This window comes from Thalassospira mesophila (assembly GCF_002115755.1).
Taxonomy (GTDB): domain Bacteria; phylum Pseudomonadota; class Alphaproteobacteria; order Rhodospirillales; family Thalassospiraceae; genus Thalassospira; species Thalassospira mesophila.
The window spans coordinates 23,209-39,673 of the sequence record NZ_JFKA01000011.1 but is presented as its reverse complement, the minus strand read 5'-3'; the positions used below and the strand labels follow the sequence as shown (position 1 = coordinate 39,673).

The following is a 16,465-nucleotide window of genomic DNA, read 5'->3' as shown; positions in this document are numbered from 1 at the left end:
GTTGAAACAAGAAACATCCCCGCCGGTTTCAGGCGGGGATGTTTTGTCTGGTGGTCCGGGCTGGCTACTGTTGGCGCAGTACCGCCCCCCATGGAAGATATCGCAATTCAAACACCGAAACCGGGTGGCATTGCGAAAAGGACGGGTCCGGTACGGCGGGGATGGCGCTAAATTTCTGGTCGGGTTTGCTGGTTTGTTGGAAGGCTTCTTGCACAATACCGATATCGCAGGGCAGGGCCTCAAGATATGCCCGCCGGGCAATTTTGGGCAGGGTTTGTGTGCCGGTGCCATTTTGCGCCCAAACGTGAATGCCGTCTTGTGAAAGGGCTTCCAGCCATTTTGCATAGGCATCCGGGCCTAGTTTACCGCCAGTAAAACTGCTGACATGCAAGGGAGCGTCAAGATGCCCGGCAAGATCGTGCAATTGCTGGTCGATCATGTCGCGTCTGGCTTTTTGCTGAAAATTCCAGTCGTCCAGTTCAAGCGGGAGGTACCAACCCGTGGCATCAAGCTGCCATTCGTTTTTGATAAGGGCCGCTTGGTGCAGTGACAGGCCCAGTTGATGTTCCAGATACGGTTCGGTGCCTGCCGTATCAAGTTCAGACAGGCGAGTGTAATAATCCGGGTCCATATGCAGGCCGATAACCAAGGCTAAATCGTTATTACGGGCAAGGCGCAAGGTTCTTGCCAGCCAGCCATCAGCGCCGCCAAAATCGTTGTCGCCATGCGATGTCCATTGCACAATAACGGTTTTAATTCCGTTTTTTGCACTGTCTTGCCAGATGTGTTGCCATTGCGCGGGGGGAATGCCAGCATCTGTTTCGACCGGCTGATAAAACATGGTTTCGGGCATTGGCGCCTGTGCGCGCGCGGTTGCGGGTATGCTGGCGAGAAGTATTGCGAGAATGGTGATAAAAAAGCGCATCAGAAATTCACCTCCAGCCCGAACAAAATGCCGCTTGCCCCTTCATAAAGGTTGCCCGCAACTGATTTTTGAACTTCCACCCGGGCATTGATACGGGTGCGATAGGCATTGTCTTTGTCGTCATCGGTGAACAGTTGCCAGCGCACGCCAAGTCCGGTGCGCAGGTCCTGTCGCCATGTATTGTCCGGGTCTTGTGCGGCAACTTCGACAAAGCCATAGGGCATGATGGTTTGGGCACTTGATGTTGGCAATTTAAAGCTGTGCCCCTGCTGGAACCGCGACAACGCCATGTGATTGCCCGATCGGGTCCACCAGGATAAATCAACAGTCACAAAGCGTTCGTTCCAGCTATCGTCATCAACGCGCCAGTCATTACGGTATTCGTTCTGATCCAAAAAGGATGCGGTGGCGCGCAAGATCAGGTCGTTGTCGCGTTTGTCATTATTTGCTGCGTCGCTGATGCCGTCTACAAGTTTGCCCGGGTTAACAAGGTCGCCGGTCTTGATGCCGGGTACGCCGCTTTTGTCACGCCGGGTCTGGCTGTATAGCTCGCTATAAAGGTTCAGGTTATAATCGCCGAGCGGTTTATATCGCAGACCAACGCCGGTTCCGGTCGTTTGGCCATAACGGCTATGTCCGTTTGCCCCGAGCAGCACACGGCCATAAACCGATAACGTGCTGCCATTGCGCACGGGTTCCTCGCCCAAAGCATGATCCCACAAAAGTGTTTGCACATTTTGCGATGCCGAACGGCGTTGGCTGGCATTGTTGCCAAGCGGAAATTCGGTGACACCGGCTGGCGACCATGTGCTGGCCAGCGTTACACTGTCGCGCCGTTCCAGCGTTTCATGGGCGCGGCGCTGGCGATAACGCCGCGCTTCAAGGCTTCCGTAATCATCGCCATAGCTGACGGGATATTGTTCAAGGTCGATCGCCTGTTCAAGTTGCGCGCGCGCGCCAGCGTTGTTTTCAATGGCTACATAACGGTTTGCCAGTGTTTCATGCAGACGATAATCCTGCGGGTAATCATTAACGGCTTTTTCAAGATAGGGGATCGATACGACCAGTTGGTCGGCCTCGGTCCCGCTCGCCAGCCGCATGCCCAGATCGGCATTATATCGGGCATTTTCGGGCTGCAGGGAAACAGCCTTGCGCAGCCATTGTGTGCTTTGGTTTATATCATTGGCCTGTTGGGCGGTGGCAGCTGCGCCGTAGTAATTTTCGGCTGACGGATTGTTTTGCAAGGCTAGTTTCTGGCGCTGGAGTGCCAGGGGCAGGTCATTGTTGGCTTTGGCAATTTGGGCGCCCAATGCCCAGTCATTCGCCTGCGTCAGATTTTTTAAACGCTGCCAGAACTCTTCGGCTTTTTTGGGTTGTTGCGCATCAAGGGCGCTGCGTGCTGCGGTTAACAGGGCATTGTCAGACATGACGGCAGGCGGAATTTTCTGCCAGATCTCAATTGCCTTTTCCGGGCTTTGGGCCGCTTCAAGGGCATAGGCCAGCGACGGCAAGCTGTTGTCGTCGCCAAGGTCAACGGCCTTTTGATAATAAACCGATGCAAGGCCGGGCATTTTATCCATGGCGCATTGGCCCAGCGCGCGAAATGCCGCCACACTGGTCGGGTTTTGGCCACCTGCCCGTTGTACCGTGTCGCAATAGTGGCGTGTTGCAAGTTGTGCCAGCACAAGGCCACGGCTTTTATCATCCAACTGGGGTAGTAGCGCCTCAACGCGTGGCAGGTCGTTTTTTGTGATCATTTGCGCATAAAAGGCCGCCAGTCGTTGCAAAAGGTTGGCGGGTAGCTTTCCGTTTCGCTGATCATAAGCCTGTTCAAGTAGCTGTTGTGCCGCCACGTCATTATGCGATTTCAACGCCAGATAGCTGGCCTGATCAAGGGCGTTTAGATCGCCCGATTTACGATAGACGGCCAACCATGATTTTTCAGCGCCATTATAATCATATTGATCCTGAAGAATGCCTGCTTGCAGCCTTAAAATGTCGGGTGTTTGCGGTTGGCGAGCCAGCCATGCCAAAGCTTCTTTTTGCTGGCCACGGTCCTGCCAGATGCCGATCAGCACATTGCGTCGCTCGGCTTCCCACTTTGCGGGTAGCGATTGGGTTTTAAGCAAATCTATCGCATCAAGGCGCTGGGCAAGTACCAGCCATGTTGCCGGGTCTTGTTGGGGGCGGCAACGACCAAATTGCGCAAAGGCAATGGCACTGTCATGGCGAGAAAGCCATTCCACCGTTTCAAGGCAGGGACGGTCAATATTATTGGCGGTGGATTGATATAAATTTGTGTCACCGGTGGCCTTTGCCAGTTCCCACAGGCTGGTTTGCTGGGAAGGCGCATTGCGGACGCTCGCGGGCAGGGCCTGTAACCATGTTTTTGCTGTTGTAATATTGCCCAGTGCAATGGCCCGGTTGGCCATCGCGAGGCGGGCATTGGTTGCGGTTGCTTCATCGGGTGCCGAGGGTAGCAGCCGGGTTAGTGCGTTGGTGTCCTGCAAATTAACATAGGCGTTTGCAAGTCTTTCCCACAATTTGGCGGGCAGGGCGGCTTGATTGGCAAGCGGGGCGAGTTCATCGACAATGATTTGCCATTGATCGAGCTTTTCCGCCCAGACCGCCCGGGCACGACGTAAAGATGCCTGATCGTAATTTCCACCATCCCCGTTAATGCTTTCGAGCCAGTCCAGGGCCTTTTGCGCGCCATCGGGTTGTGCCGACAAGGCCATGGCGTAGGCCCGCCAAAGCTGTTCGCGATCTGCGATCGTGATGGTTTCGTCCAGCCATTTCTTCACCGTCGCACCCTCTGGCGGCGCCGTGTCTATCCATCTGATCCGCACATCTTGCAAAAAGGTCTGTTTTTGGTGCAAATCGTGTAAACCGTCGGCGCTTTGGGCTGCCTGGGCAAAGTGGCCCAGTTTCAACTGCGCCTGTATCAGCATGCGCCGGGCTTCATCATTTGCAGGGCCGGACCCCAGCAAATGCGCCATCAGGTCTTCAACCTCTGCCCAGTTACCCTGTTTTGCAGCCCGGTAGGCGCGATCAAGATAGGGATAACTGCGAAAATCGGCAAATTTATCCAGTGCTTCTGCCTGCGTGGGTTGCATAAGGGGACACAGGTTAATGAATAGTCCCACCGTGAAAACAACCGTTAACCGTTGAAAGTTCACGCCGCCTCCGATGCAAATTTGTAGGCTTCATATTGTTCACGTTGCTGGTCGCGTAATGCTTCGTCCAGCCGTTCTGCCGAAATGATGCCGCGTTCAATCAGATGTTGTCCCAGCGATTCTTTTTCGGGGTCATAATCAATCAGTGCCTGATTAAACAGCGCTGCCGAAACAATCCCGCGGACCTGTAATAAATCGCCCAGCATGACCTGATGCTGGCAAATACGTTCGATGCGTTCGGGGTTGTTGCAATTGGCTTGGGCGAATTCCAGAACAAAGCGGGTTTCTTCGTTCAGGTTGCGCTCGCTATACCAGTGGCGTAAGGCAAGGGTCACCCGCCCTTGCGGGGCCAACTGGCAGGTTACAGGTCGTTTTAACTGGCGGCTGATCGCACCAAGCGACACCTGGCTAATCGGGCGTTCGCTGGCCAGAACAAGGCTGTCACCATCGCGACCAATCGGCACGACCGCATAGCGCAGGGCAAGATGACGTGGGAAATCGGTGATCAGGGCCGGGTCAATGGTGAACGGATTTAACGGTTTCCAGTCCATGCTGGCTTGCTCGGCCAGGGCCTCTACCAGTTGGGTGCTGGAAATGTGCCCCCGCATTAATAGTTCGCGCCCCAAGCGGCGCCGTTCCGGGCTGGTAATGGCGGCCTCTAGCTGTTGCGGGGTTAACAGGCCTTTTTCGATCAGTCGCTGGCCAAGGGGAATGCGGGCTGTGGCATCAAGGGTGGGAAATTCATGCGAGGTTTTGTCCCATGCGACCCGGCGTGAATCGCCAATTGCCACAACCTGACGCAAAGCCCGAATATTGGCGCAAAAATTGATAACGTTGCTCCAGACGATCCGCGGGATCGACAGCAGCCCCTGATGGATACCGTAAAAACGGGTGACAAAAAAGCAGCGCTGGAACAGGCGGTTCAACAACAAAATGCCGTTACACAAAAGCACGGCCTGCAAAACAGCATCTTCGCCGAGGATGGAGGGGAAATGCCATGCATCGGGGACCAGTGCTGTGATCAGCCACATGACAACAGTAACAACAAGCAGGATGTTAACCAGCAAGCCCAGCAGGTTGGTCAGCAGGCCGCGCCGGTCGCGCCACAGGAAATAATTGATAATGCCCTTGGGGCTCCAGCCCAGATTAGTGGTGCCTTGAAAAACAATACCGGTGATCCAGCGCGATTTTTGCCGAACGGCATGGCTGAAGGAGCGCGGGAAATGTTCACGCACACAAATGACCTGCGTGGTGGCGCGGCTCATGCCAGGGACACGGGTTGTTTTAAGGGCCAATTGCGGGTCAGAAACCGAAAAGCGGGCAAAAATGCATACCATGCCCTTTTGTTTCAGGCGAAAACCAATATCGTAATCCTCGGTCAGACTTTGCACATCAAAGGCAATGCCGTCGCCATCTTCGAGCAGGGCAACAATGGCGCGACGGCTAAAACAGGTGCCGACACCGGCACTGGGAACCTGCCCGGAAAGGGCTTCGCGCACGATAACGTCTTTGCCGTGATATTCGGCAAATTCGTCGGCGTAATGACCGGCGGTAAAGCCCCACCATTGCGGGGGGTAAGGGTAAACCGGCACCTGTATCAGGTCTTTTTTGGGCAATAAATAGTTAAACAGGCGCAGTTCCAGCGGTGAAATGACATCTTCGGCGTCATGCAGGATAAAACCGGCAAACTGAATGCGTGCATTGGCCTCGAAACCAAGGATGGCATCAATGATGTTGTTCAGGCAGTCCGCCTTGCTGGTGGGGCCGGGGCGAACACAGACCACTTTGTGAACATTGGGAAATTGCTGGCATACGGCATCGACATCGCGTTGGGTCTCAGGGTCGTTCGGATAGGTGCCGACAAAAATCTGATAGTTTTCGTAATCCAGCGTTGCCGCCGCCAGACGCGCCATTTCGCCGACAACGCCAACCTCTTTCCAGGCCGGAACCATAATGGCAAGGGGCTTTTCGGCGACACTGTAAAGCCGCTTCTGGTCTGCCGGGGCATGGCGGTCGTAAATTCGAAAATAGCGAAACCAGGTTCGGGTCCAATAGACAACGTCAATGAACAGGTCATCAAGGCCCAGCAGGAAAATGGTTCCTGCCAGCAAAATGACGACAAATTTCAGGGCATAGAAGACATAAATCAGGATGTCGACAAGTTCGTAGCTCATGCGCATTTGCCCAGAACGCGTTGTTGCATCCATTGACCAAGATGGGCAACGATGCGTTCGCAGGCATGCCCGTCGCCAAAGGGGCTGTGTGGCTGGTTATAGCGGGCATAATAGGCGGGGTCGTCGATCAGCTTGCTGGTTTGTGCCACAATTTTTGCCCGGTCGGTGCCGACCAGCATGGCGCGATCTGCCGGGTCGCCCGACGGGCGCTCGGTAACGTCACGCAGAACAAGCAACGGCTTGCCAAGTGCGGGGGCTTCTTCCTGAATGCCGCCGGAATCAGTTAAAATCAGATAGGCACGGCTCATCAACCAGACAAAATGGCGGTAATCCTGTGGGGGGATCAGGGCAATATTGGCGCAGTGCCCCAACATGGTATGGACAACGTCATGGACCCGCGGGTTCAAATGCACCGGATAGACAAACTGAATATCGCGATACCGGGTTGCCAGATCGGACAGGGCCAGACAGATTTGTTCAAAACCATGGCCCAGACTTTCGCGGCGATGGCCCGTGATCAGCACCATTTGTTTTTGCAGGTCAATTTTTGTTAAAATTGCCGGGTCCGTCGGCGTCCAGTCGGTTTGGTCCAGGCGGTCTTTCATCCACAGCAGGGCATCGATGACGGTGTTGCCGGTAACGACGATGGCGCTTGGCGAAACCCCTTCATCAAGCAGGTTTTGACGGGCTGTTGCTGTTGGCGGAAAATGCAGATCTGCCAAAACGCCGGTCAGGCGGCGGTTTGCTTCCTCGGGCCAGGGCGATTGCAGGTTACCGGTTCGCAGGCCAGCTTCGATATGGCCGATGGGAATGTGGCGATGAAATGCCGCCAAACTGGCGATAAAACTGGTTGTTGTATCGCCGTGGACCAAAACAAGATCCGGGGTGTTGGCCGCATAGCTTGCGTCGAGCTTGCCTAATAACGTCTGGGCAAGGCCGTTTAGCGTCTGGTTGGTGGTCATGACATCCAAGTCTTCGTCGATCCGAAGGTCGAACGCCGCAATGACGGCGGCCAACATTTCGCGATGCTGGCCGGTCGAGCAAATATGCAGGTCAATGTCCGGATTGGCGAGTATAGCCCGGGCCAAAGGCGCCATTTTTATTGCTTCCGGGCGGGTGCCAAAAACCATCATGACTTTTAATTTCATAAATTTCTCAATTATTAAGTGTAAGTCTTGGTGTGCGAAATATAAATTTTTGAATGCTTATGATGGATGTATTTAAAATTGTAGTTATGCCGTCATTTCTTTGTCCGGTAGAGTTCGATGCTTTGATATAAATAATCATTGTCGATTTATATGGGACGAAATAATGGCAATTACATCAGGAAAATATAATTTTTATGAATTCGATAATTATCGCAGGAGATGTGTGGATCTTATAGGTATTGCGAACGTGAAGAATATCGTCAAGAAATCAATTCTGACAAATTGTTACAATTTCTTCGCAACATGGAATGGTATTATGATAAATATTTAAATTTTATTTGTTTCTATTTTAAGTAAATTGTCTAAACGTTTAAATTTTAAGATTTATATTGCAACTATAGGTTAAATTTGAGCGCAGATATTTGACCGCACACCAATCTGTGGATGTTTGTGCGTGTTATTTTTAATCGTCAGGCGGGTGTTTTGTGAAAGCTGGCGGCTTTATTTCGACATAAACATCGGCCCGCCGCGCCAGCGCGGAAAACCATATCCATTGATCATGACGACATCTATGGCATCAGGGCTTTGGGCGATCCCCTCGTCCAGTATTTTTTGACCTTCGCCCTGCATGGTGGCGAGGATGGTTTTTATAATTTCCGCCGGTGAAAACGGGCGTCGGGTGATGCCTTTTCGATCTGATTCGCTGTCGATCATGGCGGTAACAATCGGGTCTGGTACCGGTGCGGCATTGGCATTTTCATATAAAAACCAGCCAGCACCTGATTTGCGGCCAAAACGGCCTTGTTCACACAAATAATCGCCAAGCGCGACATAGCGTTCGGCAGGATCGCGAGTAGGCGCCAGCCGTTTGCGGGTGTTCCACGAAATTTCCAGCCCGGCCATGTCCTGCATGGCAAACAGGCCCATCGGAAAGCCAAATTCTGTCATGGCGGCGTCAATTTGTTCGGGGTAGGCGCCATCTTCGATCATGTATTCGCATTGTTTGCGATAGGCCGACATGATGCGGTTGCCAATGAAGCCATCACACACCCCGGTGGGAACGGCGATTTTGCCAAGGGTGCGGGCAAATGCCAGTGCTGTTGAAATGTTTTGCGCGCTGGCGTGATCGGTACAGACAACTTCAAGCAGTTTCATGATGTGAGCAGGCGAGAAAAAATGCAGGCCAATTACCCGCTCGGGATGGTTTGTGGAGGCCGCCAGTGCATTAAGATCAAGGTACGACGTGTTGGACGCAATCAGGGTGTCTGGCGACACCACGTTTTCGAGTGCGGTGAAGACTGCTTTTTTGATATCAAAATCCTCAAACACGGCTTCGATAACAAGGGCGCAGTTTGCCAGCGCACGATAATCGGTGCTGCCGTTAAAGCGTGCCAAATGCTCGTTATAAAGCGGTTCGGAGATAATTTTGCGGTCGCGGCTGGTTTGTAAATGGCGGGTTACCGTTTGTGTGCCGTTCTGAAGGGCATCGTCACCCCGCTCGATCATGGTGACTTTATACCCCGCCAGCAGGCAGGCGGTGGCAATGCCCGCCCCCATCATGCCGCCACCGACAATGCCGACATGGTGAAGGGGGGCGGGTGTGATTTTTTTAAGGGTGCCAATTTTGCCTACGCTGCGTTCAGCCATAAAGATATGGCGCAGCGCATACGATTGTTCGCTGTCGCGCAATTTTAAAAATTGCTGGCGCTCTAGGGCCAGCGCATCAGCGGCGGGCAAGGAAAGGCCGGTGCGGATGGTTTCCAGCGCGACTACAGGTGCGTTTGCACCGCGGGCCTTTTGCCTGGTTTTTTCTAAAACCCGATCCCAGTCAAATACCTTATCCGACAGCGGGCGGTGGGTGAGCGCGGTGGGAAGGGGAGCCTTGGCGGCGGCCTGCGCGAAGGCAATTGCCGCTTGTTCAAGATCCTGATCGGCAAGCTGGTCAATCAGGCCCCAATCGTGTGCCACGGCGGCCCCAACCGGTTTGCCATCGGCAATAAGGGTGCAGGCATGGTGCGGACCAATCAGGCGTGGCGTGCGCACGGTCCCACCAGCCCCGGGGATAAGGCCCAGATTAACCTCGGGAAAGCCAAGTTTGGTGTCTGGTGCGGCAATGCGGTAATGGCATCCAAGGGCAACTTCCAGTCCGCCGCCCAAAACAGTGCCATGCAGGGCGGCAATGATAGGAATTTTCAGTGTTTCCAGCCGCAAAATTACATCGGGCAATAGCGGCGCCTGTGGCGGCTGGTTAAATTCATTTATGTCGGCACCGGCGATAAATGTTTTACCCGCGCAGATTAAAATGGCGGCAGTAACGGTCGTATTTTGCGCAATCTGCTCCATCGCCACCATCAACCCGGCCCGTACCGCGTGGCTGGTGGCATTGATCGGCGGGTTATCAATGCGGATGAGCGCAATCGACCCTGAAAACGCGACTGAAACGACAGGCATGTTATTCTCCCTCCCAGCTAATTCCGGCCAAAAGGCAGCACGTCATATCCGACTGCGGGTCGGCAAGGGCGTCTATAACGTTAAAATGGTGTTTGTCCGGGGCGTGAATGCTTTGGGTCGTTGCCCCAAGGCCGGTCCAGATATTGGCTAAAAGATCATTCTGGCGGATAAATTCCGGGCGTTCGTTGGCCCCGATCCAGCAGGTTATTTGTGCGGCGTTGCCGCCTGGTTGGGCGGGTAAAAGCAGGGCGGCACTTTCGGTTCGGGCTTCATTGGCATCAATTTTCAGCGTGTTATTCAGGGTGGTCTTGCGCAAAGGGCGCAGGTCATGAAGCCCGCTGATCGACATGACATGGCCGATGCGGGTCAATGTGCCGGGCAATAGCGGGCTGTCTTCACAAACCATGCGGCTGACCAGATGTCCGCCTGCCGAATGGCCGGTTAAATGCACGGGGCCGGTGACTGTGCCTGCCACATGGTCAATCGCACGGCCAATCTGGCGCGTTATGTCGGTCAGGCGGGCATTAGGGGCCAGGCTGTAGCTTGGCAGGCAAACGGCCCAGCCCCGTTTGACGGGGCCATTGCCCAGGTGCGACCAGTAAGATTTATCAAACGCCTTCCAGTATCCGCCATGCACAAACACAACCAGTCCTATCGGGGTGCCTTCGGGCAAAAACAAATCATATTTTTCGCGGTCGTCTTCCCCATAGGAAACGTCAAGTTTTGCCTGACCCCGCGCCAGCATATCATTGCGAAAATCGCCAGCGGCGCTCACCCATGCGGGCGGATAGCTGGCGGCGTTTTCTATGTGATCGCCATTGGCATAGGCGTCGTCCCAATCCGTGATCATGGCTGGAAGTCCTTTTTTGGTTTTATTTGCAAATGCATAAACTGGATCGAACCCGCAGAGATGCAAGCCGGGCCGACCTGCAGATGTTTTGCAATTTTCAGCCTAGCCAATTGCAAAACTGTTTTAAACATAAAATATTTATACTTGAACTAAATCAAGGCCGGGCGTACCGTCTTTTCATTCATCCCGCATCATCGCGACAACAAAAGGGGGATCAGGTGAGAATAGCGTGTCTGGGGGGCGGTCCTGCGGGGCTGTATTTTGCCATCTCGATGAAGCTACGTGATCCGTCGCACGAGGTCGTCGTTTTTGAACGCAATCAGGCCGACGATACATTTGGCTGGGGGGTGGTTTTATCGGACGAAACCCTGAGCAATCTGGCGCAAAACGATGCCAAAAGTGCCGCGGCTATTCGCGAAAATTTTTCATATTGGGATGATGTCGCCGTTCACTTTCGCGATCAGGCTATTGTCTCAACCGGGCACGGGTTTTGTGGCATTGGCCGTAAAAAACTGCTGGTTTTGTTGCAGCAACGTGCCCGCGATGTCGGGGTTGATTTGCGCTTTGGCACCGAGGTTGAAAGTGCCCGTATTCTGGCCGCCCAATATGACCTGGTGGTGGCGTGTGACGGGTTGAATTCGCGCACCCGCACCGAACTGGCCCCACATTTTCAGCCCGATATTGATACCCGCAAATGCAAGTTCGTCTGGCTTGGCACCCATCAAAAATTCAACGATGCCTTTACTTTTATTTTCGAGAAAACCGATAAAGGCTGGGTGTGGGCGCACGCCTATCAGTTTGACGACGATACAGCGACCTTCATTGTGGAATGTTCCGAGGAAACCTGGGCCGCCTATGGCTTTGCCGCGATGAGCAAGGAACAATCCATTGCCACTTGCGAAGCCATTTTTGCCAAACATCTGGGTGGTAATGCCCTGATATCGAATGCCAATCATATTCGTGGGTCGGCATGGCTGAGTTTCCCGCGTGTGTTGTGTAAAAGCTGGTCGCACGACAATATCGTTTTGATGGGCGATGCGGCGGCAACCGCGCATTTCTCCATCGGGTCGGGCACCAAACTGGCATTGGAAAGCGCAATTGCATTGGCGCAATATGTGCATACAGAGCCAGATTTGCCTGCCGCCTTTGCCAAATATGAAGATGAAAGACGGCTGGAAGTTTTGCGCCTGCAATCGGCCGCGCGTAATTCGATGGAATGGTTCGAGGAAATCGAACGTTATTTCAGCCTTGATCCGGTACAGTTTACCTATTCGTTGCTAACCCGGTCCCAGCGTATTAGCCACGAAAATTTGCGCCTGCGTGATCCTTCATGGTTGGGGCAGGCCGAAAACTGGTTTCAGCATTCAGCTGGTATTACAACGGTTGAAGCCCCGCGCCATCCGATGTTTGTGCCCTTTAAGTTGCGCGACATGATGCTTAAAAATCGCATTGTTGTATCGCCCATGGCCCAATACAAGGCGGTTGACGGTACCCCGACGGATTGGCATCTGGTGCATTACGCAGAACGGGCCAAAGGCGGGGCCGGGCTGGTTTATACCGAAATGACCTGTGTGTCGCCCGAAGGCCGCATTACACCGGGTTGCCCGGGCCTTTACGACCCCGCCCATGAAACGGCCTGGGCGCGCATTGTTAATTTTGTTCACACAGAAACCGATGCAAAGATATGCGCGCAAATTGGCCATTCCGGTGCCAAGGGGTCAACCCAACTGGGTTGGGAAGAAATGGATGCACCGCTTTTAAGCGATAATTGGCCGATTATGGCCGCCTCCGACGTTGCATGGTCGGCGCGTAATCAAACCCCGCGCGCCATGACCCGCAATGATATGGACCAGGTGCGTGACCAGTTTGTGGCATCGGCGCAAATGGCGGATCGTGCCGGGTTTGACATGGTCGAAATTCATGCCGCGCACGGTTATTTGCTGTCATCCTTTATAACACCGCTTAGCAATCGTCGGGATGATGCCTATGGCGGCAGCCTTGAAAACCGGATGCGTTATCCGCTGGAGGTTATCCTGGCGGTGCGCGCGGTTTGGCCCGATCATAAGCCGCTTGCAGTGCGTATTTCGGCCAATGACTGGGTCGGTGACGCCGGTATTACGCCTGAAGACGCAGTTGAAATTGCCAAAATCCTGAAAGCAAACGGCGTTGATATTTGCGATGTTTCTGCCGGGCAAACCACCACGGATGCTCGTCCGGTTTATGGCCGCATGTTCCAAACCCCGTTTTCCGACCGTATCCGCAATGAAGCCGACATTGCGACAATGGCGGTGGGTAATATTTATGAACCGGACCATGCCAATTCGATATTGATGGCCGGTCGGGCAGACCTTGTATGCCTTGCGCGTCTGCACCTTGCCGATCCGTATTGGACCTTGCACGCGGCCGCACAACTTGGCAACCGCACCGAAGAATGGCCCAAACCCTATCACCCGGGGCGCGACCAGATGTGGCGTTTGGCCGAACGCACCGATCAAATGACCGGAAAGGTGTAAGTGATGCCCGAACTGGCCGTGAAAACAGCCCTGATAACGGGCGGTGGCAGTGGTGTTGGTGCCGAGATGGCCCAATTTCTGGCCGCTCAGGGTATGCAGGTTGTAATTGCCGGGCGCAACAAAGATGCGCTTGGCAAAATTGCCGATTTACATGATGCCATTGTGCCGATGGTGGCCGATGTGACCGACCAGGCATCGATGGTAAACCTGTTTGACGGCGTGGTAAAACAGGTGGGTATGCCTGATGTGGTGGTTGCCAATGCCGGTATGGCGACAAGTGCGCCTTTTGCCAAAACCACGCTTGATAGCTGGCAGGAAACCATCGACGTTAATTTGACCGGTACGTTCCACACTTTTCAGCAAAGCCTGCGGGTGATGGACAAAGCCAAACCGGGCCGGTTAATTGCCATCGCCTCAACTGCCGGGCTAAAGGGGTATGGCTATGTCGCGCCCTATTGTGCCGCCAAGCATGGTGTTGTGGGGTTGGTGAAGGCGTTGGCCGCCGAACTGGCGGGCAGTGCTATTACAGTTAATGCTGTTTGCCCCGGCTTTACCGATACGCCGATGCTGGCACATTCGATTGCCAATATCGCACAAAAAACCGGCATGAGCATCGACGACGCCCGTTCCAGTTTGGCAAGAATCAATCCGCAGAACCGTTTTATTACCCCCCGCGAAGTTGCACAAACCGTGCTGTGGCTGTGCCAGCAGGGGGCAGGCTCGATGACCGGGCAGGCGATTTCAGTTTCGGGGGGAGAAATATGAAAATGGATGATGCAAACTTTTCGCGCCCGGAAACGGGCGAAGAAACCAGCGACCTTTCAAAGGCGCGTTTGCGGGCCTGGTTGCAAATATTGCGGGTTTCGCGCCAAACCGAAGGTGAGTTACGCGAAAAAATGCGGGTGGAATATGACAGCACCCTGCCCAGGTTTGATGTGATGGCCGCCCTTTACCGCGCCAAAGACGGCCTGCGCATGAGTGCGCTGTCAAAATCGCTGATGGTGTCGAACGGTAATGTTACCGGCATCGTCGAACGGCTGGTGAATGAAGGCATGGTGACGCGCGTGGCGGTGGAAAACGACCGCCGCGCCCTGATTGTAAAGCTGACCGACGAAGGCCGTGCCGATTTTGCCCGCCGCGCCCTGGTGCATGAAGGCTGGGTTAGCGATTTGTTTGCCGGCATGAATGCTGAGGATGCCAGCGATTTGATTGCGATTTTGCGGCGCGTACAAAGCCGAAAGGGACAGACCCATGACTGATATGACGCATTTTCAGCCCCGGCATTTTAATTGGCGCATGGAAGGTGATGTTGCGGTGGTATCGCTGGACCGGCCGGATCGAAAAAATCCGCTGACATTTGAAAGCTATGCCGAACTGCGCGACATGTTTCGCGCCTTGCCGGAATGCAATGACGTCAAAGCCGTTGTTTTTGCCTCTAACGGGGGCAATTTTTGTTCGGGCGGCGATGTTCACGATATTATCGGCCCGCTGATCGATAAGGATATGAAGGCTCTTTTGGCCTTTACCCGGCTCACCGGCGATCTGGTGAAATCTATGGTGGCGTGTGGCAAACCGGTGATTGCGGCAGTGGACGGCGTGTGCGTGGGGGCGGGTGCGATTATTGCCATGGCGTCGGATCTGCGGCTGGCGACGGTCAATGCCAAAACAGCGTTTTTGTTTACCCGTGTCGGGCTTGCGGGTTGTGATATGGGGGCCTGTGCCATATTGCCGCGCATTATCGGCCAGGGGCGGGCGGCGGAATTGCTTTATACCGGGCGCTCCATGAGTGCCGAAGAAGGCGAAAAATGGGGCTTTTATAACCGGATTGTGGATGCTGATACGCTGGAAAGTGATGCCATTGTACTGGCACAGCTCATCGCCGCCGGGCCCAATTTTGGCCATATGATGACCAAAACCATGCTGGTACAGGAATGGAACATGGGCATTGAGCAGGCGATAGAGGCTGAGGCCCAGGCGCAGGCCCTGTGCATGCAAACAGCCGATTTCAAACGCGCCTATGATGCTTTTGTCGCCCGTGAAAAGCCGGTTTTCAAAGGGGACTAATGATGGGCGATACATCATGGCGCGACTGGCCGTTTTTTAACGATGCCCACCGGAAACTGGTCGCTGGTCTGGATAACTGGGTAAGCGAAAACCTGCAAGCCATTGATCATGATAATGTCGATGATACCTGCCGCGCCCTTGTTGCCAAACTGGCCAATGGCGGCTGGTTACGCCACGCCACCATAGACCCCGATGATGCGCAATCGCGCCTTGATGTGCGCAGCCTGTGCATTATTCGCGAAACATTGGCGCGCCATGATGGCTTGGCCGATTTTGCCTTTGCCATGCAGGGACTGGGCAGTGGTGCGATTTCATTGTTTGGCACCGATGCGCAAAAGGCCGAATGGCTACCACAGGTGCGTAATGGCACGGCATTGGCGGCCTTTGCCCTGACCGAACCGCAATCGGGCTCGGATGTTGCAAATATCACCTTATCGGCCACCCGCGATGGCAACAGCTTTGTTTTAAACGGTGAAAAAACCTGGATTTCCAATGGTGGTATTGCCGGGTTTTACGTTGTTTTTGCCCGCACCGGCGAAGGCGACGGGGCCAAAGGGTTGTCGGCCTTTATCGTACCGGCCAATACGCCGGGGCTGAAAATTGCAGAACGTTTGCAAACCATTGCCCCGCATCCGTTGGCCCGTTTGAAATTTACCGATTGCCGCATTCCGGCAGGCAACCGCATTGGCGCGGGCGGGCAGGGTTTTAAAATTGCCATGTCGGTGCTGGATGTTTTCCGCTCTACCGTGGCGGCCGCCGCCCTTGGCTTTGCGCGGCGTGCGCTTGATGAAACCATTCACCGGGTTCAAAACCGGTATTTGTTTGGTGCGCCCTTGTTTGATTTGCAAATGGTGCAGGGGCATGTGGCCGATATGGCACTGGATGTCGATAGCAGCGCGCTTTTGGTGTATCGCGCCGCATGGTTAAAAGACAGCGGGGCCGCGCGCATCAGCCGCGAAGCCGCGATGGCGAAACTTTTTTCAACTGATCATGCTCAAACCGTCATCGACAAGGCGGTGCAAATTCATGGGGGCGATGGTGTGCGATCAGGGCACATCATTGAACGCCTGTACCGGGAGATCCGTGCCCTTCGGATTTATGAAGGCGCATCTGACGTCCAAAGAATAATCATCGCACGGCAAACGCTGGCACAGACATAATTCA

Annotated in this window: 11 protein-coding genes; 5 read left to right on the top strand and 6 right to left on the bottom strand. The window is 54.1% G+C overall.

The features are described 5' to 3' along the window. Positions 1-64: 64 nt before the first annotated feature. The 6 genes from TMES_RS18150 to TMES_RS18125 all read right to left on the bottom strand — a co-directional run bounded on the left by TMES_RS18150 (position 65) and on the right by TMES_RS18125 (position 10,724). Entirely contained in the window at positions 65-925 is an 861-nt protein-coding gene (locus TMES_RS18150) for a DUF4434 domain-containing protein (RefSeq protein ID WP_085585187.1), read from the bottom strand. Continuing rightward, complete coding sequence (locus TMES_RS18145) at positions 925-4,041, bottom strand: NfrA family protein (RefSeq protein ID WP_085585185.1); 3,117 nt, start codon at positions 4,039-4,041, stop codon at positions 925-927. Before TMES_RS18145 ends, TMES_RS18150 begins: the two co-directional genes overlap by 1 nt. 59 nt (positions 4,042-4,100) lie before the next feature. Beyond that, positions 4,101-6,275, bottom strand: coding sequence for a cyclic di-3',5'-guanylate-activated glycosyltransferase NfrB (nfrB, locus tag TMES_RS18140; RefSeq protein ID WP_085585183.1), 2,175 nt, complete (start codon positions 6,273-6,275; stop codon positions 4,101-4,103). Next, positions 6,272-7,423, bottom strand: a complete 1,152-nt coding sequence (gene wecB / locus TMES_RS18135) for a non-hydrolyzing UDP-N-acetylglucosamine 2-epimerase (RefSeq protein WP_085585181.1) — start codon at positions 7,421-7,423, stop codon at positions 6,272-6,274. Before wecB ends, nfrB begins: the two co-directional genes overlap by 4 nt. A 501-nt stretch (positions 7,424-7,924) precedes the next feature. After that, positions 7,925-9,874 carry a 3-hydroxyacyl-CoA dehydrogenase NAD-binding domain-containing protein gene (locus TMES_RS18130; RefSeq protein ID WP_085585179.1) on the bottom strand — a complete coding sequence of 650 codons (1,950 nt, stop codon included), beginning with the start codon at positions 9,872-9,874 and terminating at the stop codon, positions 7,925-7,927. A 1-nt stretch (position 9,875) separates the two neighbouring features. Beyond that, positions 9,876-10,724 carry an alpha/beta hydrolase gene (locus TMES_RS18125; protein ID WP_085585177.1) on the bottom strand — a complete coding sequence of 283 codons (849 nt, stop codon included), beginning with the start codon at positions 10,722-10,724 and terminating at the stop codon, positions 9,876-9,878. Positions 10,725-10,942: 218 nt separating this feature from the next. Between TMES_RS18125 and TMES_RS18120 the strand changes: the two genes are divergently transcribed. From TMES_RS18120 to TMES_RS18100, 5 genes are read left to right on the top strand one after another with little or no spacing between them, the layout of a single operon-like run. Beyond that, positions 10,943-13,237 carry a bifunctional salicylyl-CoA 5-hydroxylase/oxidoreductase gene (locus TMES_RS18120; RefSeq protein WP_085585175.1) on the top strand — a complete coding sequence of 765 codons (2,295 nt, stop codon included), beginning with the start codon at positions 10,943-10,945 and terminating at the stop codon, positions 13,235-13,237. 3 nt (positions 13,238-13,240) lie between these two features. Continuing rightward, complete coding sequence (locus TMES_RS18115; protein WP_085585173.1) at positions 13,241-14,002, top strand: SDR family NAD(P)-dependent oxidoreductase; 762 nt, start codon at positions 13,241-13,243, stop codon at positions 14,000-14,002. Then, positions 13,999-14,496, top strand: coding sequence for a MarR family winged helix-turn-helix transcriptional regulator (locus TMES_RS18110; RefSeq protein ID WP_085585171.1), 498 nt, complete (start codon positions 13,999-14,001; stop codon positions 14,494-14,496). Before TMES_RS18115 ends, TMES_RS18110 begins: the two co-directional genes overlap by 4 nt. After that, on the top strand, positions 14,489-15,301 hold the full coding sequence (locus TMES_RS18105) for an enoyl-CoA hydratase family protein (protein ID WP_085585169.1): 813 nt from the start codon (positions 14,489-14,491) through the stop codon (positions 15,299-15,301). The genes TMES_RS18110 and TMES_RS18105 overlap by 8 nt, the downstream gene beginning before the upstream one ends. Next, positions 15,301-16,461 carry an acyl-CoA dehydrogenase family protein gene (locus TMES_RS18100; protein WP_425444060.1) on the top strand — a complete coding sequence of 387 codons (1,161 nt, stop codon included), beginning with the start codon at positions 15,301-15,303 and terminating at the stop codon, positions 16,459-16,461. Before TMES_RS18105 ends, TMES_RS18100 begins: the two co-directional genes overlap by 1 nt. Positions 16,462-16,465: the final 4 nt, after the last annotated feature.

Bases quoted from the DNA above. Each gene is read 5' to 3' on its own strand.
- TMES_RS18115 (WP_085585173.1), top strand. From the start codon at position 13,241: ATGCCCGAACTGGCCGTGAAAACAGCCCTGATAACGGGCGGTGGCAGT.
- TMES_RS18150 (WP_085585187.1), bottom strand. From the start codon at position 925: ATGCGCTTTTTTATCACCATTCTCGCAATACTTCTCGCCAGCATACCC.
- TMES_RS18100 (WP_425444060.1), top strand. From the start codon at position 15,301: ATGATGGGCGATACATCATGGCGCGACTGGCCGTTTTTTAACGATGCC.
- TMES_RS18105 (WP_085585169.1), top strand. From the start codon at position 14,489: ATGACTGATATGACGCATTTTCAGCCCCGGCATTTTAATTGGCGCATG.
- TMES_RS18130 (WP_085585179.1), bottom strand. From the start codon at position 9,874: ATGCCTGTCGTTTCAGTCGCGTTTTCAGGGTCGATTGCGCTCATCCGC.
- TMES_RS18125 (WP_085585177.1), bottom strand. From the start codon at position 10,724: ATGATCACGGATTGGGACGACGCCTATGCCAATGGCGATCACATAGAA.
- wecB (WP_085585181.1), bottom strand. From the start codon at position 7,423: ATGAAATTAAAAGTCATGATGGTTTTTGGCACCCGCCCGGAAGCAATA.
- TMES_RS18110 (WP_085585171.1), top strand. From the start codon at position 13,999: ATGAAAATGGATGATGCAAACTTTTCGCGCCCGGAAACGGGCGAAGAA.
- TMES_RS18145 (WP_085585185.1), bottom strand. From the start codon at position 4,041: ATGCAACCCACGCAGGCAGAAGCACTGGATAAATTTGCCGATTTTCGC.
- nfrB (WP_085585183.1), bottom strand. From the start codon at position 6,275: ATGAGCTACGAACTTGTCGACATCCTGATTTATGTCTTCTATGCCCTG.